The organism is Streptomyces violaceus (assembly GCF_036014075.1).
Taxonomy (GTDB): Bacteria; Actinomycetota; Actinomycetes; order Streptomycetales; family Streptomycetaceae; genus Streptomyces; species Streptomyces violaceus.
Genome location: NZ_CP107911.1, coordinates 4,760,908 through 4,785,227, shown reverse-complemented (window position 1 = coordinate 4,785,227; position 24,320 = coordinate 4,760,908). Strand labels below are relative to the sequence as shown.

Genomic DNA, 24,320 nt, shown 5'->3' with positions numbered 1-24,320 from the left:
CCTGATGCGGGACCCGCTGTCCGTCCTCACCGACGCCTTCACGTCCTTCCTCTTCGGGAAGGTCGAGACGACCAGGCTCCCGGTGCGCACGTCCACGGGCCAGGCCCAGGCGGTCTACCTGCCGACGGCTGCCCCGGGCCTCGGCGACTCCGGCGTCATCATCGGCCGCGAGGTGTACTCCGGAAAGGGCTACATCTACGACCCCTTCCAGCTCTACGGGCAGCAGCTCCCCGCCCCCCACTGGCTGGTCCTCGGCGAGTCCGGCAACGGCAAGTCGGCGCTGGAGAAGACGTACGTCCTGCGCCAGCTCCGCTTCCGCGACCGCCAGGTCGTCGTCCTGGACGCCCAGGGCGAGGACGGCGTGGGTGAATGGAACCTCATCGCCCAGGAGCTGGGTATAACCCCCATCCGCCTGGACCCGATGGCCGCGCTGGACATGGGGATCCGCCTGAACCCCCTCGACCCGGCGATCACGACGACGGGCCAGCTCGCGCTGCTCCGGACGATCATCGAGGTCGCGATGGGGCACGGCCTGGACGAGCGCTCCGGCTTCGCCCTGAAGGTCGCGCACGCCTACGTCAACGAGACCATCGTCGACCGCCAGCCGGTCCTCACCGACATCGTCGAGCAGCTACGGCACCCCGAACCCGAGTCGGCCGAGGCGATGAACGTCGCCATAGACGACGTACGGGCCTGGGGCCTGGACGTCGCGCTGGTCCTGGACCGTCTCGTCGACGGTGACCTGCGCGGCATGTTCGACGGCCCCACCACGGTCGGCATCGACCTGGACGCCCCGCTCATCGTCTTCGACCTGTCCCACATCGACCGCAACTCCATCGCCATGCCCATCCTCATGGCGATCGTCGGCGTGTGGCTGGAGCACACCTGGATCCGCCCCGACCGGAAGAAGCGCATCTTCCTGGTCGAGGAGGCCTGGCACATCATCAACAGCCCCTTCGTGGCGCAGCTGTTCCAGCGCCTGCTGAAGTTCGGCCGACGGCTCGGCCTGTCCTTCGTCGCGGTCGTCCACCACCTCTCGGACGTCGTCGACGGCGCGGCGGCCAGAGAGGCGGCGGCCATCCTGAAGATGGCGTCGACAAGGACGATCTACGCCCAGAAAGCGGACGAGGCGCGGGCGACGGGCAGAGTGCTGGGCCTCCCCCGCTGGGCGGTCGAGATCATCCCGACCCTCACCCCCGGCATCGCCGTCTGGGACGTCAACGGCAACGTCCAGGTCGTCAAACACCTGATCACGGAGACCGAACGCCCGCTGGTCTTCACCGACCGCGCGATGACCGAGTCCTCCGCCGACCTCGAGGACGACGCCCTGCGCGCCGCCGAACTCGAGGCGGAGGAACGGGCCGCGGCCTTCGTGGAACACCACCTGGGCGACTCCGAATCGACGGTGGCGTAGAGGGAGAACGCGTGAGACCGGACGACCGCCGCACCCAGCGGGACGGCCAGGGAGGCATCCCCGACGGCCTGCTGATCGGCATACTCGCGTTCCTCCTCGGCATGACCCTGCTGGTGTGGACGGCCACCGGCCTCGCCGCCTGGTTCGCCCACGGCTCCTGGCCGTCCGGCGTCACCTTCACCCGAACCCCCCTCGCCATGCGCGGCCTCATCGCCCAGCCCCACGACATCCCCGGCGCCTGGCCGGACACACCCCCCGGCGAACTCTCGGGCTACGGCCTGTTCTGGGGCCTGTTCATCGGCCAGTTGATGATCCTGGTCGTCCTGACGGTGTTCGTGATGGGCACACTGGCCCGCTGGAGGGCGGTTCGGGCGAGGCGCCGGGAGGAGAAGATCCTTGCGGCGGAGGAACGGCCGGCGCCGACGGTGGATGCCGTACACGACACACCGACGCCGACGCAGTACGAGGTGCCGGCACCAGCACCGGACCACGTATCCACGGCGGTGCAGCACGAGGTACCGACGCCTCGCTCCCACCCTCCGGAGCCGGCAACAGGTGCTACGGCAACCGTCCCCGCGCCCCCGGCATCTCCGTTCGCCCAGGAACGGGCGGGCGGGTGGGAGAAAATCCTCGTAGCCCCAAGGGAAACCCGCCAAGCCACCGCAGCCCAGGCGGTACGCGACGCGGAGGGCGCAGCCCTAGTCGTCACGTCGAACCCCGCCCTCTGGCATGACACAAAAGACGCCAGAGCCAAGCTGGGCCCCACCCACCTCTACGACCCCACCCACCTCTGCGACACCCCGTCCCGCCTCCACTGGTCCCCCACAGCCGGCTGCGAGGACAAGGCAACGGCGACCGCGAGAGCCACCGCCCTCCTCACCCCCGTCCGCCCCACCGCCAAACTCGACCAAGCCCTCAGCGACACAGCCGAGATACTCCTGCGGAGCTATCTGCACGCCGCGGCCATCGACGGCCGCACCATCCGCCACGTCCACCGCTGGTCCCAGGGCACCCAGATCCAGGACGCCGTACGCATCCTCCGTACGAATCCCAAGGCCGCCCCCGGCTCCGCGGGCGAACTCGAAGGCGCTCTCACCGCCCACCCCGAACGCCGGGACATGGCCCAGCAGTTGACCACCCGCGCCCTCACGGCCCTCTCCACGGTCAACATCCGTGAGGCCTGCACTCCCAATCGAAGTGATGCCCTCGCCCTGGATTCCTTCGTCCACGAAGGGGGCACGCTTTATGTGGTGGGGGAATCCATCGAGGACCCCAGGACGAAGCCGGGCGCGATGCCCCTCCTGACGGCCCTCGTCTCCAGCGTGGTCGAGCGCGGCCGGCACATGGCCGAACGGTCATCCTCCGGTCGCCTCGACCCACCAATGACGCTCGTCCTGGACGACGTCGCAGCCGTGGCTCCGCTTCCCCAGCTGCCGGAGCTGCTGGCCACCGGAGCGGACCGGGGCATGCCGACCCTGGCCCTGCTCCGGTCCCGAGAACAGGGCCGCGCCCGCTGGCCACACGACGAGCTGCCGGTCTAGGCCCCCGGGTCTCACTCCCGTTCGAGCACGAACTCCAACTCCCGCTCCCCCGCGTCCCCCAGCGGCACGGTCACCCCGCTCGGCAGGAACCCCGCCCGCCGATAGAACCGCTGCGCCCGCCCGTTCTCCTCGTGCACGATCAGCCGCACCCGCTCCAGGCCCTGCGCCCACGACCACTCCAGGGCCGCGTCGAACAGCACCTCGGTCAGCCCGCTCCCGCGCTCCTCGGGCCGTACGAACACCGCGACGACGTGCCCCTGCTTCCGCTCCACCTCGAACCCGGCCCAGTCCGTCGTCCCCGGCTCCTCCACGAGCACGGTCAGCGTCCCCACCCACTGCCCGTCCGGCCCCTCGGCGATGATCTGCTGCGCCCGGTCCGCCCCCTCGGCGGCCCCCATCGTCCGCTCCTGCCAGAAGGAGTCCGGCTTGGCCACGGCTTCCTCGTACGTCTCCAGGAAGGCGAGGTGCGCCACCGGGTCCCGCAGGGCCGCGAGCCGCAGCTCCTTCGCCGCAGGCCACTCATCAGCACGCACGGACCGGATCACATAGCTCATGCGGGCCACGGTAGTACCCGGGTACGACACCCCTCACCCCGATTACCGCCGCAGGTCCGACGCCCACCGCCCCCGCACGCACGAGCATCGAAGCATGCTGACGGCACACGAACTGACCAAACGCTACGGCGACCGGACGGTCGTCACGGACCTGTCCTTCACCGTCCGCCCCGGCACCGTCACCGGCTTCCTCGGCCCGAACGGCGCCGGCAAGTCCACGACCATGCGGATGATCCTCGGCCTCGACGCCCCCACCCGCGGCCACGCGACCGTGGGCGGACGCTCCTACGCCGCCCACCCCGCGCCCCTCACCGAGGTCGGCGCCTTGCTGGAGGCCCGCTCGGTCCACCCCGGCCGCACCGCCTACCACCACCTGCTCGCCCTCGCCCACACCCACGGCATCCCCCGCGCACGCGTCGAACAGGTCCTCGCCCTCACCGGCCTCACGGACGTCGCCCACCGCCGAGTCAAGGGCTTCTCCCTCGGCATGGGCCAACGCCTCGGCATCGCCGCGGCCCTCCTCGGCGACCCGGCCACCGTCGTCCTCGACGAACCGGTCAACGGCCTCGACCCCGAGGGCGTCCTGTGGATCCGCACCCTCCTCAAGTCCCTCGCCGCCGAGGGCCGCACGGTCTTCGTCTCCTCCCACCTGATGAGCGAGATGGCCCTCACCGCCGAACACCTGGTCATCATCGGCCGTGGCCGCCTCCTCGCCGACACCACGGTCACCGACTTCGTACGCGACTCCGGCGCGGGCACCACCAAGGTCGTCACCCCGCAGGCCCACACCCTCGTACGCCTCCTCACCGCCCCCGGCGTCGACATCACCACCGACACCCCCGGCACCCTCCACATCCGCGGCACGGGCGCCGAACACATCGGCCGCGCGGCGGCCGCCCACGGCATCCCCCTCTACGAACTGACCCCGAGCACCGCCTCCCTCGAGGAGGCCTTCATGGACCTCACCCGCGACGCGGTCGAGTACACGGCGACCCTGGAAGGAGCGGCAGCATGACCACGACGGCCCTCCCCTACCGCGTGACCCCGGCCCGCGTCCTGCGCTCCGAGTGGCACAAACTCCGGACCCTGCGCTCCACCTGGATCACCCTCGCCGTGACCAGCGCCCTCACCGCCGCCATGGGCGCGGGGCTGGGCGCCGCCTACGACGGCAGCGGCGAAGGCGAGATGGACACGGTCCTCTTCGTCCTCCTCGGCACCCAGTTCGCGCAGATCAACCTGGGCGTACTCGGCATCCTGGCCACGGCAGGCGAGTACTCCACCGGCCAGATCCGGGCCACCATGACCGCCGTCCCCCGCCGCCTGCCCGTCCTGTGGTCCAAGGCCGCCGTCCTGGCCGCGGTGGCGTTCCCCCTCACCCTGGCGACGAACCTCCTCACGTTCCCGCTCGCCCAGTCCTTCCTCTCCGGCACCGACCAGTCCGCCTCCCTCGGCGACCCCGGCGTCCTGCGCGCCCTCGCCGGCAACGCGGCCGGCCTCACCCTGCTCGCCGTCCTCGCCCTCGGCATCGGCGCCCTGGTCCGCTCCGTCCCGATGGCCATCGGCGCCTTCATCGGCCTCGTCATGATCCTCCCGGAGATCCTGGCCATGCTCCCGTACGAGATCGTCGACGACGCCGTCCGCCATTTCCCCGGCAAGGCCCTGGAAGCCCTCACCACCGCCCAGCCCCTGCCCGGCGCGACGTCCCCGAGCGCGGCCCTGCTGGCCATGCTCCTGTGGACGGCGGCGACCCTCGCGGTAGCGGCGACGGTCCTACGCCGCCGAGACGTCTGACACGCGGCATCGGAACCTTCACGATGGACCCCGTGACGGAAGACCGGGCGCCGGAGCCCCTCACCGAGTACGCCCACCGCATCACCCGGCGGGTACGCGCCTTCGACCAACGCCACCCACTGCTGTGGGACCTGCACTTCACCGGCTTCTGGGTGATAGCCGCCCTGATCGACTACGGCGGCGGTGGCTGGCGCCACAACGCCCACAACCTGGACGTCCCCGGCTGGCTCCTCTTCACCCTGAGCCTCGGCCTCTCGGTCCCCCTGCTCCGGCGCCGCACCCACCCCGGGGCCGTCCTCGCCGCGCTAACCCCCTTCGCCCTCGTCAACGCGTGGACCGGCGCGGCCCTCCAGGCGTCCCTGCTTCAGCTGGTCCTCATCTACCACGTCGCCCTCCGCCGCACCCTGCACGACCTGTGGTGGGCGACAGCCCTGGTGATCACCCCGGTGCTCGTGTCGACGGCACGTTACGGAGAGGGCAGCTGGGAACAGCAGATCGGCTCCCTGCTGATGTCCATCACCGTGGCCGCCCTCATCGGCATCACGGTCCGCACCCGCCGCAACTACACCGAGGCCCTGGAGGACCGCGCCCGCCGCCTGGAGACCGAACGCGACCAGCAGGCCCAACTCGCCACCGCCGCCGAACGCGCCCGCATCGCCCGCGAGATGCACGACATCATCGGCCACAACCTCTCCGTCATCACAGGTCTGGCCGACGGCGGCAGATACGCGGCCGCCAAGTCCCCCGAACGCGCGGCCCAGGCCCTCGACGCCATCGCCACCACCAGCCGCCAGGCCCTGACCGAACTCCGCCGCCTCCTCGACGTCCTGCGAGAGGAGGAGAAGAACCAAGCAGAACTGACACCCCAACCCGGCCTCACCGACCTCGACCGGCTCCTCGACGGCGTACGCTCCGCAGGCCTACCCGTCCACACCACCACCCACGGCACCCCCACACTCCCCCCAGGCCGCCAGCTCACCGTCTACCGCGTCATCCAGGAAGCCCTCACCAACACCCTCAAACACGCCGGCCCCGGCGCCACAGCGGAGATAGAGCTGTCCTACGAGGAGAAGGCCGCCGTCACCGTACAGATCACGGACACAGGCACCGGCCGCGGGACGGACGTGCCTCCCCGAGACGGTCGTGGACTACCAGGAATGCGCGAGCGAACCGCCCTGTACGACGGCACACTTGAGGCCGGCCCTCGTCCCCACCCTGAGCAGGGCTGGCGCGTCCGTCTCCACCTCCCGGAGGAAACCCCGCAGTGACCACGGTCCTCATCGCCGACGACCAGCCCCTCCAGCGCTTCGGCTCCCGCATGCTCCTGGAGAGCCAGGACGACATGACGGTCGTCGGCGAGGCCGCCAACGGCAGCGAAGCGGTCCGCATGACGGCGGAGCTCCACCCCGATGTCGTCCTCATGGACATCCGCATGCCCGGCCTGGACGGCATCGAGGCGACCCGCCGCATCGCCGCCGCCGGCGACCGCACCCGCATCCTGATCGTCACCACCTTCGACCTGGACGAATACGCCTACGCCGGCCTCCGCGCCGGCGCCTCCGGATTCCTGGTCAAGGACGCCCAGCCCGAGGAACTCCTCTCCGGCATCCGCGCGGTGGCCACCGGCGACGCGGTCGTAGCTCCCAGCCTGACCCGCCGCCTCTTGGACGCCTACGTCCACCACCTGCCGACCGACCCCTCGGCCGAGGACCTGACACAGGAGGACTCACGCCTCGCTTCCCTCACCGACCGGGAACGGGAAATCCTCACGGTCATCGGCAAGGGCTGGACGAACACGGAGATAGCCACCCGCCTCCACCTGGCGGAGTCCACGGTGAAAACCCACGTGGGCCGCATCCTCGCGAAGACAGGCTCCCGGGACCGTATTCAGGCGGTCATCCTGGCGTACGACACGAAATTGGTTGAGCCGTCGTGACGGCCCTGAAACGCAGAAAACCCCGCATCCGAAGATGCGGGGTTTCCTTTGAATGATTGTTCGGCGGCGTCCTACTCTCCCACAGGGTCCCCCCTGCAGTACCATCGGCGCTGTAAGGCTTAGCTTCCGGGTTCGGAATGTAACCGGGCGTTTCCCTAACGCTATAACCACCGAAACACTATGAAACTGTAAACTGCCGCACCATACCGTGACCTGGCATGGGGCTGTTCGTGGTTTCAGAACCAACACAGTGGACGCGAGCAACTGAGGACAAGCCCTCGGCCTATTAGTACCGGTCAACTCCACACGTTACCGTGCTTCCATATCCGGCCTATCAACCCAGTCGTCTACTGGGAGCCTTACCCTCTCAAGGAGGTGGGAATACTCATCTCGAAGCAGGCTTCCCGCTTAGATGCTTTCAGCGGTTATCCCTCCCGAACGTAGCCAACCAGCCATGCCCTTGGCAGAACAACTGGCACACCAGAGGTTCGTCCGTCCCGGTCCTCTCGTACTAGGGACAGCCCTTCTCAATATTCCTACGCGCACAGCGGATAGGGACCGAACTGTCTCACGACGTTCTAAACCCAGCTCGCGTACCGCTTTAATGGGCGAACAGCCCAACCCTTGGGACCGACTCCAGCCCCAGGATGCGACGAGCCGACATCGAGGTGCCAAACCATCCCGTCGATATGGACTCTTGGGGAAGATCAGCCTGTTATCCCCGGGGTACCTTTTATCCGTTGAGCGACGGCGCTTCCACAAGCCACCGCCGGATCACTAGTCCCGACTTTCGTCCCTGCTCGACCCGTCGGTCTCACAGTCAAGCTCCCTTGTGCACTTACACTCAACACCTGATTGCCAACCAGGCTGAGGGAACCTTTGGGCGCCTCCGTTACTCTTTAGGAGGCAACCGCCCCAGTTAAACTACCCATCAGACACTGTCCCTGATCCGGATCACGGACCCAGGTTAGACATCCAGCACGACCAGACTGGTATTTCAACGACGACTCCACCCACACTGGCGTGCGAGTTTCAAAGTCTCCCAGCTATCCTACACAAGCCGAACCGAACACCAATATCAAACTGTAGTAAAGGTCCCGGGGTCTTTCCGTCCTGCTGCGCGAAACGAGCATCTTTACTCGTAGTGCAATTTCACCGGGCCTATGGTTGAGACAGTCGAGAAGTCGTTACGCCATTCGTGCAGGTCGGAACTTACCCGACAAGGAATTTCGCTACCTTAGGATGGTTATAGTTACCACCGCCGTTTACTGGCGCTTAAGTTCTCAGCTTCGCCACCCCGAAGAGTGACTAACCGGTCCCCTTAACGTTCCAGCACCGGGCAGGCGTCAGTCCGTATACATCGCCTTACGGCTTCGCACGGACCTGTGTTTTTAGTAAACAGTCGCTTCTCGCTGGTCTCTGCGGCCACCCCCAGCTCGAACAGCAAGTGTTCTCACCAGGTGTGGCCCCCCTTCTCCCGAAGTTACGGGGGCATTTTGCCGAGTTCCTTAACCATAGTTCACCCGAACGCCTCGGTATTCTCTACCTGACCACCTGAGTCGGTTTAGGGTACGGGCCGCCATGAAACTCGCTAGAGGCTTTTCTCGACAGCATAGGATCATCCACTTCACCACAATCGGCTCGGCATCAGGTCTCACCCTCATGTCACCCGGATTTACCTAGATGACGGGCTACACCCTTACCCCGGGACAACCACCGCCCGGGATGGACTACCTTCCTGCGTCACCCCATCACTCACCTACTAACCGCTTGGTTCGGCGGCTCCACCACTTTCCTTTCCCCGAAGGGTCCGGAACGGCTTCACGGCCTTAGCATCACGATGCTCGATGTTTGACGCTTCACAGCGGGTACCGGAATATCAACCGGTTATCCATCGACTACGCCTGTCGGCCTCGCCTTAGGTCCCGACTTACCCTGGGCAGATCAGCTTGACCCAGGAACCCTTAGTCAATCGGCGCAAACGTTTCTCACGTTTGTATCGCTACTCATGCCTGCATTCTCACTCGTGAACCGTCCACAACTCGCTTCCGCGGCTGCTTCACCCGGCACACGACGCTCCCCTACCCATCACAGCAGGCGTTGGCCCTTATGCTGCAATGACACGACTTCGGCGGTACGCTTGAGCCCCGCTACATTGTCGGCGCGGAATCACTAGACCAGTGAGCTATTACGCACTCTTTCAAGGGTGGCTGCTTCTAAGCCAACCTCCTGGTTGTCTCTGCGACTCCACATCCTTTCCCACTTAGCGTACGCTTAGGGGCCTTAGTCGATGCTCTGGGCTGTTTCCCTCTCGACCATGGAGCTTATCCCCCACAGTCTCACTGCCGCGCTCTCACTTACCGGCATTCGGAGTTTGGCTAAGGTCAGTAACCCGGTAGGGCCCATCGCCTATCCAGTGCTCTACCTCCGGCAAGAAACACACGACGCTGCACCTAAATGCATTTCGGGGAGAACCAGCTATCACGGAGTTTGATTGGCCTTTCACCCCTAACCACAGGTCATCCCCCAGGTTTTCAACCCTGGTGGGTTCGGTCCTCCACGAAGTCTTACCTCCGCTTCAACCTGCCCATGGCTAGATCACTCCGCTTCGGGTCTTGAGCGTGCTACTCCATCGCCCTATTCGGACTCGCTTTCGCTACGGCTTCCCCACTCGGGTTAACCTCGCAACACACCGCAAACTCGCAGGCTCATTCTTCAAAAGGCACGCAGTCACGACGCATTGAGTAAACTCAATGCGCGACGCTCCCACGGCTTGTAGGCACACGGTTTCAGGTACTATTTCACTCCGCTCCCGCGGTACTTTTCACCATTCCCTCACGGTACTATCCGCTATCGGTCACCAGGGAATATTTAGGCTTAGCGGGTGGTCCCGCCAGATTCACACGGGATTTCTCGGGCCCCGTGCTACTTGGGTGTCTCTCAAACGAGCCGCTGATGTTTCGACTACGGGGGTCTTACCCTCTACGCCGGACCTTTCGCATGTCCTTCGCCTACATCAACGGTTTCTGACTCGTCTCACGGCCGGCAGACCGTAAAAGAGAGATCCCACAACCCCGTATACGCAACCCCTGCCGGGTCTCACACGCATACGGTTTGGCCTCATCCGGTTTCGCTCGCCACTACTCCCGGAATCACGGTTGTTTTCTCTTCCTGCGGGTACTGAGATGTTTCACTTCCCCGCGTTCCCTCCACTTGCCCTATGTGTTCAGGCAAGGGTGACAGCCCATGACGACTGCCGGGTTTCCCCATTCGGAAACCCCCGGATCAAAGCCTGGTTGACGACTCCCCGGGGACTATCGTGGCCTCCCACGTCCTTCATCGGTTCCTGGTGCCAAGGCATCCACCGTGCGCCCTTAAAAACTTGGCCACAGATGCTCGCGTCCACTGTGCAGTTCTCAAACAACGACCAGCCACCCATCACCCCACCCTTCACAGGCGAGTTCACTGGGGCCGGCGACTGAGGAAATTTCGTTCCCTCAGACACCCAACAGCGTGCCCGACACACTCCCCGCTCCCCTCAACGTTCCACACTCAAAGAGCAGTACTAGAAGGAGAAGACGATCAAGTGTGCCGAATAGTCAACGTTCCACCCATGAGCAACCAGCATCAGACATTCGCTGATGTACTGGCCTCTGAACCAGGCAAGCCTGGCTTAGAAGTGCTCCTTAGAAAGGAGGTGATCCAGCCGCACCTTCCGGTACGGCTACCTTGTTACGACTTCGTCCCAATCGCCAGTCCCACCTTCGACAGCTCCCTCCCACAAGGGGTTGGGCCACCGGCTTCGGGTGTTACCGACTTTCGTGACGTGACGGGCGGTGTGTACAAGGCCCGGGAACGTATTCACCGCAGCAATGCTGATCTGCGATTACTAGCGACTCCGACTTCATGGGGTCGAGTTGCAGACCCCAATCCGAACTGAGACCGGCTTTTTGAGATTCGCTCCACCTCGCGGTATCGCAGCTCATTGTACCGGCCATTGTAGCACGTGTGCAGCCCAAGACATAAGGGGCATGATGACTTGACGTCGTCCCCACCTTCCTCCGAGTTGACCCCGGCGGTCTCCCGTGAGTCCCCAGCACCACAAGGGCCTGCTGGCAACACGGGACAAGGGTTGCGCTCGTTGCGGGACTTAACCCAACATCTCACGACACGAGCTGACGACAGCCATGCACCACCTGTACACCGACCACAAGGGGGCGCCTGTCTCCAGACGTTTCCGGTGTATGTCAAGCCTTGGTAAGGTTCTTCGCGTTGCGTCGAATTAAGCCACATGCTCCGCCGCTTGTGCGGGCCCCCGTCAATTCCTTTGAGTTTTAGCCTTGCGGCCGTACTCCCCAGGCGGGGCACTTAATGCGTTAGCTGCGGCACGGACAACGTGGAATGTTGCCCACACCTAGTGCCCACCGTTTACGGCGTGGACTACCAGGGTATCTAATCCTGTTCGCTCCCCACGCTTTCGCTCCTCAGCGTCAGTATCGGCCCAGAGATCCGCCTTCGCCACCGGTGTTCCTCCTGATATCTGCGCATTTCACCGCTACACCAGGAATTCCGATCTCCCCTACCGAACTCTAGCCTGCCCGTATCGACTGCAGACCCGGGGTTAAGCCCCGGGCTTTCACAACCGACGTGACAAGCCGCCTACGAGCTCTTTACGCCCAATAATTCCGGACAACGCTCGCGCCCTACGTATTACCGCGGCTGCTGGCACGTAGTTAGCCGGCGCTTCTTCTGCAGGTACCGTCACTTTCGCTTCTTCCCTGCTGAAAGAGGTTTACAACCCGAAGGCCGTCATCCCTCACGCGGCGTCGCTGCATCAGGCTTTCGCCCATTGTGCAATATTCCCCACTGCTGCCTCCCGTAGGAGTCTGGGCCGTGTCTCAGTCCCAGTGTGGCCGGTCGCCCTCTCAGGCCGGCTACCCGTCGTCGCCTTGGTGAGCCATTACCTCACCAACTAGCTGATAGGCCGCGGGCTCATCCTGCACCGCCGGAGCTTTCCACCACCACAGATGCCTGCGATGGTCAATATCCGGTATTAGACCCCGTTTCCAGGGCTTGTCCCAGAGTGCAGGGCAGATTGCCCACGTGTTACTCACCCGTTCGCCACTAATCCCCACCGAAGTGGTTCATCGTTCGACTTGCATGTGTTAAGCACGCCGCCAGCGTTCGTCCTGAGCCAGGATCAAACTCTCCGTGAATGTGTACCGGTAATCCGGTCGACACCACGAGAGCGGAACAGTCAGGCGGAATAAGCCCGACCGTTCACAGCGTCCTCGCTGTGTTTTTTCAAAGGAACCTCGTCCCAGCCTGATGGCCGGAGACGGGGTATCAACATATCTGGCGTTGACTTTTGGCACGCTGTTGAGTTCTCAAGGAACGGTCGCTTCCTTTGTACTCACCCTCTCGGGCTTTCCTCCGGGCGCTTCCCTTCGGTCTTGCGTTTCCGACTCTATCAGATCTTTCCGATCCGATTTCCTCGGTGCTTTCCAGGTTCCCGCTTCCGCGTTTCCCTTTCCGGCGGTTCCGACTCTATCAGATCCTTTCGGGCCTGATCCCCAGTCAGTGGGGGTTTGCCTTTGCGGCTGTTGGGCCGTTCCGACGTGTCCAACCTTAGCGCGGCCTCTCGCCGATTCCCAAATCGAGTCGATGTCGAGTCGATCAGGCTGTCGAGTCCCAATTCGAATTGAATTCGGGCACGCCGAAATCAACTCCGCTGGGAGCGATCTTGCTAGTGGTTGGGTGCCGCTTGAGCGGCGAAAGTGTCGTCGCAGAACCGTTACGGCTCCGCGGCAACCCGAAGAACTTTACGGATCGGGCAGGGGGGTGTCAAGCGGCCCCTGTCAAGATCTTTTGTGTGGGCGTCAGTCCAGGTCCGAGAGGCGGCCGCCGGCGTCCGGCTGGGCGTCTTCCACCCTGCGCAACAGGCGGGTGAGGACGCTGCCGAGCGCGGTGCGCTCGACGGGGGACAGATCCTGGAGCAGGTCCTCCTCGAAGACCGTTGCCAGGCGCATTGCCTCCAGCCACTTCTCACGCCCCTCTGATGTCAGCTCCACGATGACTCGTACGCGGTTGGACTCGTCTCGCTCCCGGGTAACCAGCCCTTCGCCGACCATGCGGTCGATGCGGTGGGTCATGGCGGCCGGGGTGAGGCCGAGGCGCTTGGCGAGGTCGCTGGGGCCCAGGCGATAGGGAGCACCGGAGAGGACGAGGGCCTTGAGAACCTCCCACTCCGCGTTGCTGATGCCGAGAGCCGAGGTCTGACGGCCGTAGGCGACGTTCATGCGGCGGTTCAGGCGGGACAGGGCCGAGACGATCTGCTCCACCTGGGGGTCGAGGTCCTGGAACTCGCGCTGGTACGCGGCGATCTGTTCTTCGAGGGTCGGCTCACTGGGGCCGGGGGTGTCGCCCATGGCGGCAGTATGGCACGGACGTTCTTTGCCTTGAAGTCCTTGGGTATGTACTCTTTAGCTTCGAACTTTAGTTTCGAAGCCTTCACTCCTAACTTGTGAGAGAGGTGAACGTGACCAGGGCGATGGGCGCTGCGATGCGCCGGATCCACGTGGGTAACGCACTCAGCGCGTTCGGGCTCGGCTTCACCGTCCCCTACCTGTACGTCTACGTGGCGCAGGTGCGGGGACTGGGAGCCATGACGGCGGGGCTCGTGCTCGCCGTCTTCGCTGTGGCGGCGCTGGTCGTGCTGCCGTTCGCCGGGCGGACCATCGTCCGGCGCGGCCCGCTGCCGGTACTGCTCACCGCCCTGATCACCGCCGCCGTAGGTGCCCTGAGTCTGGGGATCGCGAGCAGTGCGGCGGCCGTGCTGGTGTCTGCTGCCCTGCTGGGAGCCGGGCAGGCCGTGATGCAGCCGGCGCTGGCCACGATGATCGTGGACTGCTCGACGGCGGAGACGCGGTCGCGGGCCTTCGCCATGCAGTTCTTCCTGCAGAACCTCGGGCTCGGTGTCGGTGGCCTCATCGGTGGTCATCTGGTCGACACGACCAGTGCCGCCTCCTTCACCCTCCTCTTCGCGATCGAGGCGGCGATGTTCCTGCTGCTGGTCGTGGTGATGGTGACCGTGCGGATGCCGCACGCACCGCGGATCGAGGACGCGCCCGTGGCGTCGGGGCGGGGCAGCTGGAAGCAGTTGCTGGGCAACCGGGCCATGGTGCAGCTGTGTGTGCTGGGCTTCGTGTTGTTCTTCGCCTGCTACGGGCAGTTCGAGTCGGGGCTGAGCGCGTACGGGGTCGAGGCCGCCGGGATCTCGACGTCGGCGCTGGGGACGGCGCTGGCGGCGAACACCTTGGTGATCGTCATCGCGCAGTTCGCCGTGCTGCGGTTCGTGGAGCGGCGGAGGCGGTCGCGGGTGATCGCGGCCGTGGGACTGATCTGGGCCGTGGCGTGGGCCGTCGCCGGGTACGCGGGGCTCGGGCACGGGAGCCAGGAGATGGCGACGGCCGCGTTCGTCTCGACGTACGCGTTGTTCGGGCTGGGCGAGGCGATGCTGTCGCCGACCGTGGCCCCGCTGGTCGCGGATCTCGCGCCGGAGGGGATGGCCGGGCAGTACAACTCGGCGTTCGCCCTGGTCAAGCAGCTCGCGCTGGCCGTCGGGCCGGCGGTGGGCGGGCCGTTGGGGGCCTCGTTGCACGCGCCGTACATCGTGGCGTTCCTGTTGTTCTCCCTCGGGATCACCGTCCTCGCCGTGCGGTTGGGGCGGCAGCTGACCGACGTGCAGGATCGGCCGTGGCTCGGGAAGAGCCGGGTCGTGGCGCGGGGTGGGGCTCCCGTTTCCGCTGACGTCTGATCCGCTGCCCGTCGGCTAGGTCGTCTGTGTGCGGGGCAGGGCGAACTCGCACCACACCGCCTTGCCGCCGCCCGGGGTGCGTCTGCAGCCCCAGTTCGACGCGATCGTGGCGACGATGGCGATGCCGCGGCCCGACTCGTCGCCCGGTTCCGCTCGGCGGCGTCTGGGGAGGTGGTCGTCGCCGTCGGTGACCTCGATGATCAGGCGGCGGTCGGTGCGGCGCAGGCGCAGGCGCATCGGCGGGGTGCCGTGCTGGAGGGAGTTGGCGACCAGTTCGCTGGTGGCCAGGACGCCCAGGTCGTGCAGGTCGGCGGGGAAGCGCCAGCTGGTCAGGACGCCGGAGGCGAAGGCACGCGCGCGTGGGGCCGCTTCCACGCCGCCCAGGAGTTCCAGGGCGGCGTTGCGGAAGAGCTCGCCCTCGGGACCTGTGCGGGCGGGGTGCTGGAGGACCAGGACGGCCACGTCGTCGTCGTGGTCGGGTGTCACGCCGGCCGAGCGGACCAGACGGTCGCAGACGACCTGGGGCGTGCCGGTGGCTCCGGCCAGGGCGCGTTCCAGCGCGGCGATCCCCTCGTCCAGGTCCGCGTCCCGGCGCTCCACCAGGCCGTCCGTGTAGAGGACGGCCGTGGAGCCGGGGCTGAGGGGGATCGAGCCGGAGGAGTGCATCCAGCCGCCGGTGCCAAGCGGGGGGCCGGTGGGTTCTTCGGCGCGCAGGACCGCGCCGTTCTCGTCGCGGACCAGGATGGGGAGGTGGCCGGCCGAGGCGTAGACCAGCTTGCCCTCGTTCGGGTCGTGGACCGCGTACGCGCAGGTGGCGATCTGGTTGGCGTCGATCTCGGATGCCAGGCCGTCGAGGAGTTGCAGGACCTCGTGCGGGGGCAGGTCGAGGCGGGCGTAGGCGCGGACCGCCGTGCGGAGCTGGCCCATCACCGCTGCCGCCCGGACGCCCCGGCCCATGACGTCGCCGATGACCAGGGCCGTGCGGCCGCCGCCCAGGGTGATGACGTCGTACCAGTCGCCGCCGACCGCGGCCTCGGTGCCGCCGGGGTGGTAGGTGGCGGCGACGCGCAGGTCGTCGGGTTCTTCGAGCTCCTGGGGGAGCAGTGATCTCTGCAGTGTCACGGCCGTCTCGCGCTGGCGGCGTTCGCTGGCGCGCAGGCGTTCGGCGGCTTCGGCGTGGTCGGTGACGTCGGTGGCGAAGACGAGGACGCCCCGGCCGTCGTTGCCGTCCTTGCCGTCGCCCTGGGCGACCGGGGTGCAGGTGAAGGTGTAGGAGCGGCCGTCGGGGGCCTTGCGGGACTTCACCGTGCGGGGCTTGCCGCTGCGCTGGACCTGGTCCAGGAGGGGGAACAGGCCCAGTGCGTCCAGTTCAGGGAGGGCCTCGCGGGCGCGTTCGCCCAGGGGGCGGACGCCGAAGGCCGTCGTGTAGGCGTCGTTGACGTAGGCGATGCGGTGGTCGGGGCCGTGGACCAGGGCGACGAGGGAGGGGACGCGGTCGAGGACCTCTCGCACCCGCAGTTCGTCGACGGCGGGTACGGACGGTGTCTCGTCGGTCAGTTGTTCGGCACGGGCGGCGGGTACGGAGCCGTCCCCCCGCCGGTCCGGGGAGGCCGTCTGCTCGGTCCGCGCTGCGGCGCGGCGCTGCGTTCCGGGGAGCCGGGCGCTCCAGCGCGTGAAGTTCACGAATCCTTGCCTCGTGTAGTGGTCGGCGGCCGGCACCGGAACCGGCCGGGGCCCGGAGGCCCGCACCAGGACGTGGGGTGGCACGCCCGAGGTGGTGGACCAGTCTGGCAGGGCGCGGACCGGACCAACATCCGTCAGACGCCGGGCCGGCCGCTGGAGTTCCTGGGTCCGGTCAGGACGACCCCTTCGGGTTGTGCGGGGGGTCTTGGGAAGGCTTTCCACCGGCCGCGAGTTCGAACTCCGCCCGGGGATGTTCGAGTGAACCCAGGGAGACGATCTCCCGTTTGAACAGACCGGCCAGGGACCATTCGGCGAGCACGCGCGCCTTGCGGTTGAAGGTGGGCACGCGACTGAGGTGGTAGGCGCGGTGCATGAACCAGGCGGGGTAGCCCTTGAGCTTGCGTCCGTAGACGTGGGCGACGCCCTTGTGCAGGCCCAGGGAGGCGACCGAGCCGACGTACCTGTGGGTGTAGGTGGTGAGGGGTTCGCCGCGCAGGGCGTGCACGATGTTGTCGCCGAGGACCCGGGCCTGGCGGACGGCGTGCTGGGCGTTGGGGGCGCACTCGGAGCCGGGTTTCTCGGCGGTGACGTCGGGGACCGCCGCGGCGTCTCCCGCCGCCCACGCGTGCGTGGTGCCCTCGATCGTGAGTTCCGGCGTGCACTTGAGCCGTCCGCGGCCGTTGCGGGGCAGGTCGGAGGCGGCGAGTACCGGGTGGGGTTTCACGCCGGCCGTCCAGACGACCGTACGGGTGGGGAAGCGGGCGCCGTCGCTGAGGGCCGCCACCCGGTCCGCGCAGGAGTCAAGGCGGGTCCGCAGGCGTACGTCGATGTTGCGGCGGCGCATTTCGGTGACGGTGTAGCGGCCCATCTCCTCGCCGACCTCGGGCAGGATGCGGTCCGAGGCCTCGACGAGGATCCACTTCATGTCCTCGGGCTGGACGTTGTGGTAGTAGCGCGCGGCGTAGCGGGCCATGTCCTCCAGTTCGCCGAGTGCCTCCACACCGGCGAAGCCGCCGCCGACGAAGACGAAGGTGAGGGCCGCGTCGCGGATCGCGGGGTCGCGGGTGGAGGAGGCGATGTCCATCTGCTCGAGGACGTGGTTGCGCAGGCCGATGGCCTCCTCGACGGTCTTGAAGCCGATGCCGTGCTCGGCGAGGCCGGGGACCGGCAGGGTGCGCGAGACGGAGCCGGGGGCGAGGACGAGTTCGTCGTAGGTCAGCCGCTCTCCGCCCGTGCCCTCCTCCTCGGTGGCGAGGGTGCTGATGGTGGCGGTGCGTTTCGCGTGGTCGACGGCGGTCGCCTCGCCGATGACGACGCGGCACCGGTCGAGGACGCGGCGCAGCGGTACGACGACGTGGCGGGGCGAGATGGCGCCGGCGGCGGCCTCGGGGAGGAAGGGCTGGTAGGTCATGTACGGGTCGGGTGTGACGACCGTGATCTCCACCTCGCCCCGGTCCAGTTCCCGTTTCAGTCTGCGCTGCAGGCGCAGGGCCGTGTACATCCCGACGTAGCCACCACCGACAACGAGAATGCGCGCACGTTCCTTCACTCTCCCATGACGCACCCGCCGCTTGCGTTTGTCCACAGCCTCGACCATTTGTGTGACCGGAGCGGGAGAGCGCGCGGAGTTGGCCGGATTATCGAGCTGTGATGGATACGCGCAGGTCAGTGGGGGTGGTTCGGGGGGCGTGCGGGGGCACATTCAGGACGTATACGGCCCGTACTCCGATCGGTGGGCGCTCCGTGCGGAACGTGCCCCTTCTGAATTGACTCCCTCTCAACTATGTTCGTGTGTCGACGGGGTGTAGGGGGATGTGCTCACCGGGTCCGCGACGGGCGGGCCCGCGGACCCGGGCCTGTTCTCCCGCCCCGGCATCGAATGGCGGGGAGTGTCTCCGGGGGGAGACGTCATTACCGGGGGAATGCGTATGCATGTTCAGGATTCTCATTGGTCGTCCGCATCCGCTCTGGCGGCGGGTGGCGCGACGTTGAGCGCGGCGGTGGGCAGCGGACGCGGGGACGGCCCGCGCACGACACCGCTGCGCGTGGACGCACAGCGCAATCTGGAGCACGTGCTGCGTGCGGCGCGCGAGGTCTTCGGCGAGCTGGGGTACGGCGCGCCGATGGAGGACGTGGCGCGGCGCGCGCGGGTCGGTGTGGGCACGGTGTACCGGCGGTTCCCGAGCAAGGACGTCCTGGTGCGGCGGATAGCCGAGGAGGAGACCTCCCGGCTGACCGACCAGGCGCGTGCGGCGCTCGGGCAGGAGGACGAGCCGTGGTCGGCGCTGTCGCGCTTCCTGCGTACGTCGGTGGCCTCCGGCGCCGGGCGGCTGCTGCCGCCGCAGGTGCTGCGGGTCTCGGTCGAGGAGGACCGTGCCGGTCAGGCGCGGGTGCCGCAGCAGCGGACGCAGCCGGGCACGACGGAGCTGCGGCTGGTTCCTGAGGAGCCGGCGGCGGTCGCCTCGGTACCGGCGGTCGCCGCGGAGGACGACGCCGGGGCGTCGGCGCTGCTCGAGGTCGTGGGTCAGCTCGTGGAGCGGGCGCGTGCGGCGGGTGAGCTGCGGCCGGACGTGTCGGTGTCGGACGTCCTGCTGGTGATCGCGACGGCCGCGCCCTCGCTACCGGACGCGGCACAGCAGGCGGCCGCCTCGGCCCGGCTGCTGGACATCCTGCTGGAGGGGCTGCGCTCGCGGCCGTGAGCTTGCGGGGCTGTACGAGGCATTCGGGCCCGGGCGAGATGTCCGGGGCCGGGCCGGACTTCCGGGTCCGGGCCGAAAGGGGAGTCTTCCCCGAAAGCGTGATGGCTAGTACTGGCGTGCGGTAAATCCGCACGGATGAGTGATCGTCCGAATTCCGGGGTCCCGACCAAGAGCCCCTGTGGCACTCTGACCCGGTGGTCTGGACGGGTTGGGCGGCTGGCGGGGGCTTTCCGCGATGAGCGTTGACGGGCGGGACGAACACGTGCCGAGCCAGGGCGGGCGCGCGAGCGTCCCGCCGGGCGGGCACCCCGCCGACGGCTCGGTCCCGGCACAGCGCGACCGGCGCGAGGACAGCGTCGTGCCGCCACCCCGCGACCTCCCGCCGTCCGACACCGAGCTCATCGACCGGATGCGTTCGGGCGACGACACGGCGTACGAGGAGCTGTACCGACGGCATGCGCAGGCCGTGCGCCGGTACGCCCGGACCTGCTGCCGTGACGCGCACACCCCGGACGACCTGACCGCCGAGGTCTTCGCCCGCATGCTCCAGGCGGTGCGCGGCGGCTCCGGTCCACAGCACGCCGTCCGCGCGTACCTGCTCACCTCCGTCCGGCGCGTCGCCGCCTCCTGGACGAGGTCGGCGCGGCGGGAACAGCTCGTCGACGACTTCGCGGTCTTCGCCGCCCAGTCCGCGCACGGGCCCGACGTGTCCGACGGCGACACGCTCGAACTGGGCGCGGACGTGCGGGCGATGCACCAGGCCGAGCGGTCCATGGCCATGCGGGCCTTCCGGTCGCTGCCCGAGCGGTGGCAGGCCGTGCTGTGGCACACCGAGGTCGAGGACGAGTCGCCCAGCGAGGTCGCCACGCTCTTCGGCCTGGACGCCAACGGCACCCGGGTGCTCGCCAGCCGGGCCCGTGAGGGCCTCAAGCAGGCCTACCTCCAGGCCCACGTCAGCGCCACGCTCGCCGGCGACGAGGAGTGCGCGCGCTACGCCGACCAGCTGGGCACCTACGCCCGCGGCCGGCTGCGCACACGTGCCGAGCGAGGGCTGCGCAAGCACCTGGACGAGTGCGCGAAGTGCCGGCTGGCCGCAAGCCAGATCGCGGAAGTGGCCGGTGGTATCCCCGCCGTCGTACCGGTCGCCGTCCTCGGCTGGTTCGGTGCCGCCGGGTACGCCAAGGTGGCCGGGCTCATCGCCGGAGGAGCGGGAGCTGCCGGTGGTGCCGCGGGTGCGGCCGCGACGGCGGGCGGAGGCTCGTCCGGCGCGGCAGCGGGCGCGGGCGCCGGTTCGTCCGGTGGGGCAGCTGGGGCCGGTTCGTCCGGTGGGGCGGGAAGCGGCGGCGGCGCGGCGGCTTCCGAGGCGGTCGGCGGACCGGTGAAGACCGGTATCGCGGCCGGTGTGGTCGCCGTGGGTGTCGTGGCCGCGGTGGTGATGGTTCTGGCCGGCAGCGAGAAGTCGAAGGAGGAAGCGAAGACAGCTCCCCCTTCCCCGGCTTCCCCGACGTCACCGGTGGTGCGGCCCGGCGAGCCCACACCCACACCCTCGCCCTCTCCCCCGAAGCGGGGGCCCGGGCCGCGGCCCCCGGGGATCGTGCCCGCGCGCGCCGAGACGCCCGCGCCGACGCCGACCACCCCAGGGACCGGCCCGCGTCCCACACGGTCCTCGGCCGCGACACCGGCACCGAAGCCCACCCCGCCGCCCGCGTCCCCGAGGCCGACACCACCCCCGGCACCCACGCCCACGCCGCCCCCGACCGAGGCGCCGCCCGCTCCGGCCGTCTACCAGTGGAGCGAACTGTCGTACGACATCAGCGGCGACGGCACCAAGCCCGAGATGCGGATCGGGGCGAGCAGCTGGGTCTGGAAGCGGTACGGCATGTCGGTCGGCGACCAGCGGTACACGCAGGGCGTCACCGTGCACGGCCGTTCCTCCGTCACCATCGACCTCAACCGGTCCTGCTCCTCGTACGACGCGCTCGTAGGTGTGGACGACCTGACGCTGAGGCTCGGCAAGGTGCACTTCGCCGTCTACGCCGACGGGGTCCGGCTGTGGCGGTCCGGGCTGGTCGAGGGCGGGGACCCGGCCGTCCCCGTCCATGTGAATCTCGCCGGCCGCAGCACCGTACGGCTGGTGGTGGAACCACGCGGCGCCCTCGACAACGTGGCTCTGGCGGACTGGGCGGAGTCGAGGTTCACCTGCGCCTAGCGTGGCTCAGCGGCGTACGAGCTCCGCGCCTCGTCCCAGCTCGCGCAGGACGGCGAGCCGGGCGATGAGGAAGGGTGACTCGGCGTACGCGCCCACCTCGTAGGCCAGCCGCAGAGCCTCCTCGTACTCCCCCTTGGCCTCCTCGAAACGGCCGCGCGCCATGGCGGCCTCGGCGGCCGCGCTGCACACCCGGGCCCGCGGCCAGCGGTCTCCGGCGCGACGGCTGAGGGTGCGCAGTTCCGCGGTCGTCGTCGACGCCGTCCAGGTCGCCGGGGGCGTCGACCACCATGTGCGTACGGCACGCGCTACACCCGCCGCCCCCCGGCACCTGCCCCCAACGCCCCCCGTTGCGGGGCGATCCCCGCCGGTACTGCTCGCTGGCGTGCCGGGGTCCCCGTCCAGCAGGTGCCGCGGCGGGCCAGGAGGCGGCGGAGCCAGAGTTCGAGGGAGACCAGGTCCGCGAGGCCGTCCAGGGGGAGGGGTTCGCCGGCCGCCGCGGAGCGCAGGGCCTTGCGGACCACGCGGGCCTCGACCAGGCCCGCTTCCGCCAGGAGGGGCGTGTCGAACAGCGTCACCAAGGAGTCCGCCGCCACTCTCAGGCCCGTTCGGGCCGCGGCCGCCTCGGTCGCCTGGGTCGGGACGCCCCACCCGGGCGGCAGCTCCCGCACTCCGGCCCCCTCCAGGACCGTACGCAGGATCGCCGCCCGCGCCCCGGGCCGTACCCGCAACGCCTCGGGCAGCGCCCGGGCCGCGCGCACGACCTGGTTGTCGAGGAACGGCGCGTGCAGCCGCTGGAAGCGGATCTCCGCGGCCTGCTCCAGTACCCGCAGGTCCGCCGCGTGCCGTGCCAGCGCCGCACGCGCGCGGAAGTCGCCTGGCCGCTGCCCCGGCCCCACCAGCTCCGACCGGTGCGTGGACGCCTGAAGGCGAACCGATACTTCAGCCAGTGCCTCACCGGTCAGCCAGCGCGCGGCCGGCCCGGGTCTGCCCCAGGTCAGCGCGGCGAGCGAGGCCTCCAGCGCGCCACCGGGCGCGTCGAGGCCGTCGTCCGACCGGTGGTCGAGCAGACGCTCGGCCAGGGACTCGAGACCCGACCGGTACGGCATACGGGACAGCCGTCGCGCCGCCGCGTACACGCGCGCGGGGACCAGCACCGAACCGTCCGCCTTGGCCAGCGCGGCGACCGGCCGCACGAGATGACGCCGCCGGCGGTCCATCAGCAGGTCGGCCAGCCGGGCCGGATGGGCGTCCAGGACCTGACGGGCCCCGTAGCCCGTGAAATGGTCCGCGCTGCCGGACGCCAGCCGCGCCCGGTGCCGGGCCGCCGACACCAGGCACGGGCCGGGTTCGTCGGTCAGCGGGCCGTCCAGGTCGGCGTACGGAAGGGTCTCCTCGCCACCCGCCACGACCACGTGGTGCAGCCGCGGGTTCGCCGCCAGAGCCCCGGCCCGCTCCAGCTCGGCCTCCTGCCCTGTGACGGCGAGGTCGTTGAACGTGACCGCCAGCAGCCGCTCCCCCGCGCCCGTGCCGTGTCCCAGCACCGTGCCCGGCATCCCGGGCAGCCCCGAGGCCAGCAGCGCCAGCGTCCCCGAGGCCGGTCCGCCGGACAGGTCCGCGCCGATCCCCGGGACGGGCATCCCGCGCGCGGCACGCCGCTCGGCGGGTCCCATGCCGGGCACGGGGCCGGGGTCTATGTCCGCCCCGGGGACGTGCCGCGGCGCGGACAGCCTTGTCCGTACGGCCTCCACGAGCGCGTCGCGCACGGCGTCGACCGCGCTGTCGGGATCGGCCGGAGGCGCCGCCACCGCCAGCGAGGCGACGGGCTCGTACCCGGCGATCTCCCGCGCACCGGCGCGCAGGATCAGTGCATGCCCCGGCGGAATGCGCTTCACGCCGTCGTACGGCGTGGAGTCGTGCAGCGCGGCGGGCACGTCAGGGGCGGCCAGCAGCGCGGCGAGGTGCCCGAAGTCGAGGTTGGCCTCGATGAGGTCGGCCAGCGGCAGCGCGGCCGTCGCGTACGCCGTACCGCCGGCCCAGGGCGTGTGGAACACCGGCCGCGCGCCCGCGAGATCGCCGCAGACGGTGAGCCTCCTGCCGACCTGCACGATCGCGGTGTAGCTGCCCGGCCAGGCGGTCAGATGCCGAAGTGCCCCGCCGCGCGCGGCGAACAGCGCGACGCGCAGCTGCTCGTCGGTGGCGCCGCAGATGCCGAGGACGGCGATGCGGGTCCGGTCGTCGGCCCTCACCACCCGCACCTCGTCGGGGCGCCAGTCGCCGACCGCCCAGAGCGGATCGGGGTCGCCCCACAGGAGTTGGGAACCCACCGGGTGCACGGTCTCGCCGTCCTGCCCCGTGGCCCCCGCCGCACCGGCAGCGAGTGCTCCCGCGGCGGTGCTGCTCCATCCCACCAACCACCGCATCGCCGCCTCCACAGGCTGTGGACAACCAGTGCACCGTACGAACCGGTTCACCATGCTGCCATGAAGGAAGCACTCCAGAGGGTCCCGACGCCGCTTGCGCTCCGTTGAATGCGCCCCGGCGGCGACACCCGCACCGCCCCGAACGCCCCGAACGCAGAAAAGACGGCCAGGACGCAAGGCACGTCAGCGACACGTCTCCGACACGACTGCGGCGCGAATGCGCCCCCGATACGCGCCCTGAATACGCCTGATGCGCC

General features: G+C 68.6%; 14 protein-coding genes, 3 rRNA genes and 1 pseudogene. 9 read left to right on the top strand and 9 right to left on the bottom strand.

What is annotated here, in order from left to right; genetic code table 11:
- Window positions 1-4 precede the first annotated feature (4 nt).
- Window positions 5-1,414, top strand: coding sequence for an ATP-binding protein (locus OG542_RS21540; RefSeq protein WP_184599264.1), 1,410 nt, complete (start codon window positions 5-7; stop codon window positions 1,412-1,414).
- 11 nt (window positions 1,415-1,425) lie between these two features.
- Window positions 1,426-2,955: a type IV secretory system conjugative DNA transfer family protein gene (locus OG542_RS21535; protein ID WP_328413058.1), complete on the top strand. Its 1,530-nt coding sequence runs from the start codon at window positions 1,426-1,428 to the stop codon at window positions 2,953-2,955.
- An 11-nt stretch (window positions 2,956-2,966) separates the two neighbouring features.
- Here OG542_RS21535 and OG542_RS21530 read toward each other — a convergent pair whose 3' ends face one another.
- A complete protein-coding gene (locus tag OG542_RS21530) occupies window positions 2,967-3,509 on the bottom strand; it encodes a GNAT family N-acetyltransferase (RefSeq protein ID WP_328413056.1) in 543 nt (180 codons plus the stop codon).
- A 94-nt stretch (window positions 3,510-3,603) separates the two neighbouring features.
- On the opposite strand from OG542_RS21530, the gene OG542_RS21525 reads away from it, so the two are divergent.
- The 4 genes from OG542_RS21525 to OG542_RS21510 are packed head-to-tail and all read left to right on the top strand — an operon-like array spanning window position 3,604 to window position 7,236.
- Complete coding sequence (locus tag OG542_RS21525; RefSeq protein WP_328413054.1) at window positions 3,604-4,524, top strand: ATP-binding cassette domain-containing protein; 921 nt, start codon at window positions 3,604-3,606, stop codon at window positions 4,522-4,524.
- Complete coding sequence (locus OG542_RS21520) at window positions 4,521-5,300, top strand: ABC transporter permease (RefSeq protein WP_311126477.1); 780 nt, start codon at window positions 4,521-4,523, stop codon at window positions 5,298-5,300. The genes OG542_RS21525 and OG542_RS21520 overlap by 4 nt, the downstream gene beginning before the upstream one ends.
- 23 nt (window positions 5,301-5,323) lie before the next feature.
- On the top strand, window positions 5,324-6,568 hold the full coding sequence (locus OG542_RS21515; RefSeq protein WP_328413051.1) for a sensor histidine kinase: 1,245 nt from the start codon (window positions 5,324-5,326) through the stop codon (window positions 6,566-6,568).
- On the top strand, window positions 6,565-7,236 hold the full coding sequence (locus OG542_RS21510) for a response regulator (RefSeq protein WP_193479594.1): 672 nt from the start codon (window positions 6,565-6,567) through the stop codon (window positions 7,234-7,236). Before OG542_RS21515 ends, OG542_RS21510 begins: the two co-directional genes overlap by 4 nt.
- A 58-nt stretch (window positions 7,237-7,294) precedes the next feature.
- Here OG542_RS21510 and rrf read toward each other — a convergent pair.
- The 4 genes from rrf to OG542_RS21490 all read right to left on the bottom strand — a co-directional run bounded on the left by rrf (window position 7,295) and on the right by OG542_RS21490 (window position 13,664).
- Window positions 7,295-7,411: ribosomal RNA gene (gene rrf / locus OG542_RS21505) — 5S ribosomal RNA — on the bottom strand.
- Window positions 7,412-7,502: 91 nt separating this feature from the next.
- Window positions 7,503-10,624, bottom strand: a 23S ribosomal RNA gene (locus OG542_RS21500).
- Between the two features lie 302 nt (window positions 10,625-10,926).
- Window positions 10,927-12,452 (bottom strand): 16S ribosomal RNA (locus OG542_RS21495).
- The 16S, 23S and 5S rRNA genes sit together here, the layout of an rRNA operon.
- Window positions 12,453-13,115: 663 nt before the next feature.
- Window positions 13,116-13,664: a MarR family winged helix-turn-helix transcriptional regulator gene (locus OG542_RS21490; RefSeq protein WP_184593498.1), complete on the bottom strand. Its 549-nt coding sequence runs from the start codon at window positions 13,662-13,664 to the stop codon at window positions 13,116-13,118.
- A gap of 122 nt (window positions 13,665-13,786) precedes the next feature.
- Between OG542_RS21490 and OG542_RS21485 the strand changes: the two genes are divergently transcribed.
- Window positions 13,787-15,052, top strand: coding sequence for an MFS transporter (locus OG542_RS21485; protein ID WP_328418040.1), 1,266 nt, complete (start codon window positions 13,787-13,789; stop codon window positions 15,050-15,052).
- Window positions 15,053-15,067: 15 nt separating this feature from the next.
- Here the strand turns inward: OG542_RS21485 and OG542_RS21480 are convergent, their stop codons facing one another.
- Both OG542_RS21480 and OG542_RS21475 read right to left on the bottom strand, forming a co-directional pair.
- Complete coding sequence (locus OG542_RS21480; protein ID WP_328418038.1) at window positions 15,068-16,735, bottom strand: ATP-binding SpoIIE family protein phosphatase; 1,668 nt, start codon at window positions 16,733-16,735, stop codon at window positions 15,068-15,070.
- A gap of 172 nt (window positions 16,736-16,907) precedes the next feature.
- Complete coding sequence (locus OG542_RS21475) at window positions 16,908-18,332, bottom strand: NAD(P)/FAD-dependent oxidoreductase (RefSeq protein WP_328413048.1); 1,425 nt, start codon at window positions 18,330-18,332, stop codon at window positions 16,908-16,910.
- Window positions 18,333-18,663: 331 nt separating this feature from the next.
- Between OG542_RS21475 and OG542_RS21470 the strand changes: the two genes are divergently transcribed.
- Together OG542_RS21470 and OG542_RS21465 are read left to right on the top strand one after the other, a co-directional pair.
- Window positions 18,664-19,434: a TetR/AcrR family transcriptional regulator gene (locus OG542_RS21470; protein WP_328413046.1), complete on the top strand. Its 771-nt coding sequence runs from the start codon at window positions 18,664-18,666 to the stop codon at window positions 19,432-19,434.
- Window positions 19,435-19,669: 235 nt separating this feature from the next.
- Window positions 19,670-21,643: a sigma-70 family RNA polymerase sigma factor gene (locus OG542_RS21465; protein WP_328413043.1), complete on the top strand. Its 1,974-nt coding sequence runs from the start codon at window positions 19,670-19,672 to the stop codon at window positions 21,641-21,643.
- Window positions 21,644-21,694: 51 nt separating this feature from the next.
- Here OG542_RS21465 and OG542_RS21460 read toward each other — a convergent pair.
- Together OG542_RS21460 and OG542_RS21455 are read right to left on the bottom strand one after the other, a co-directional pair.
- Window positions 21,695-21,941: pseudogene (locus OG542_RS21460) on the bottom strand (ATP-binding protein); the annotation flags it as partial.
- 7 nt (window positions 21,942-21,948) lie between these two features.
- The gene (locus OG542_RS21455; RefSeq protein ID WP_311126482.1) at window positions 21,949-24,063 is read right to left on the bottom strand and encodes an asparagine synthase-related protein; all 2,115 of its coding nucleotides are present in this window, start codon (window positions 24,061-24,063) and stop codon (window positions 21,949-21,951) included.
- Window positions 24,064-24,320 lie beyond the last annotated feature (257 nt).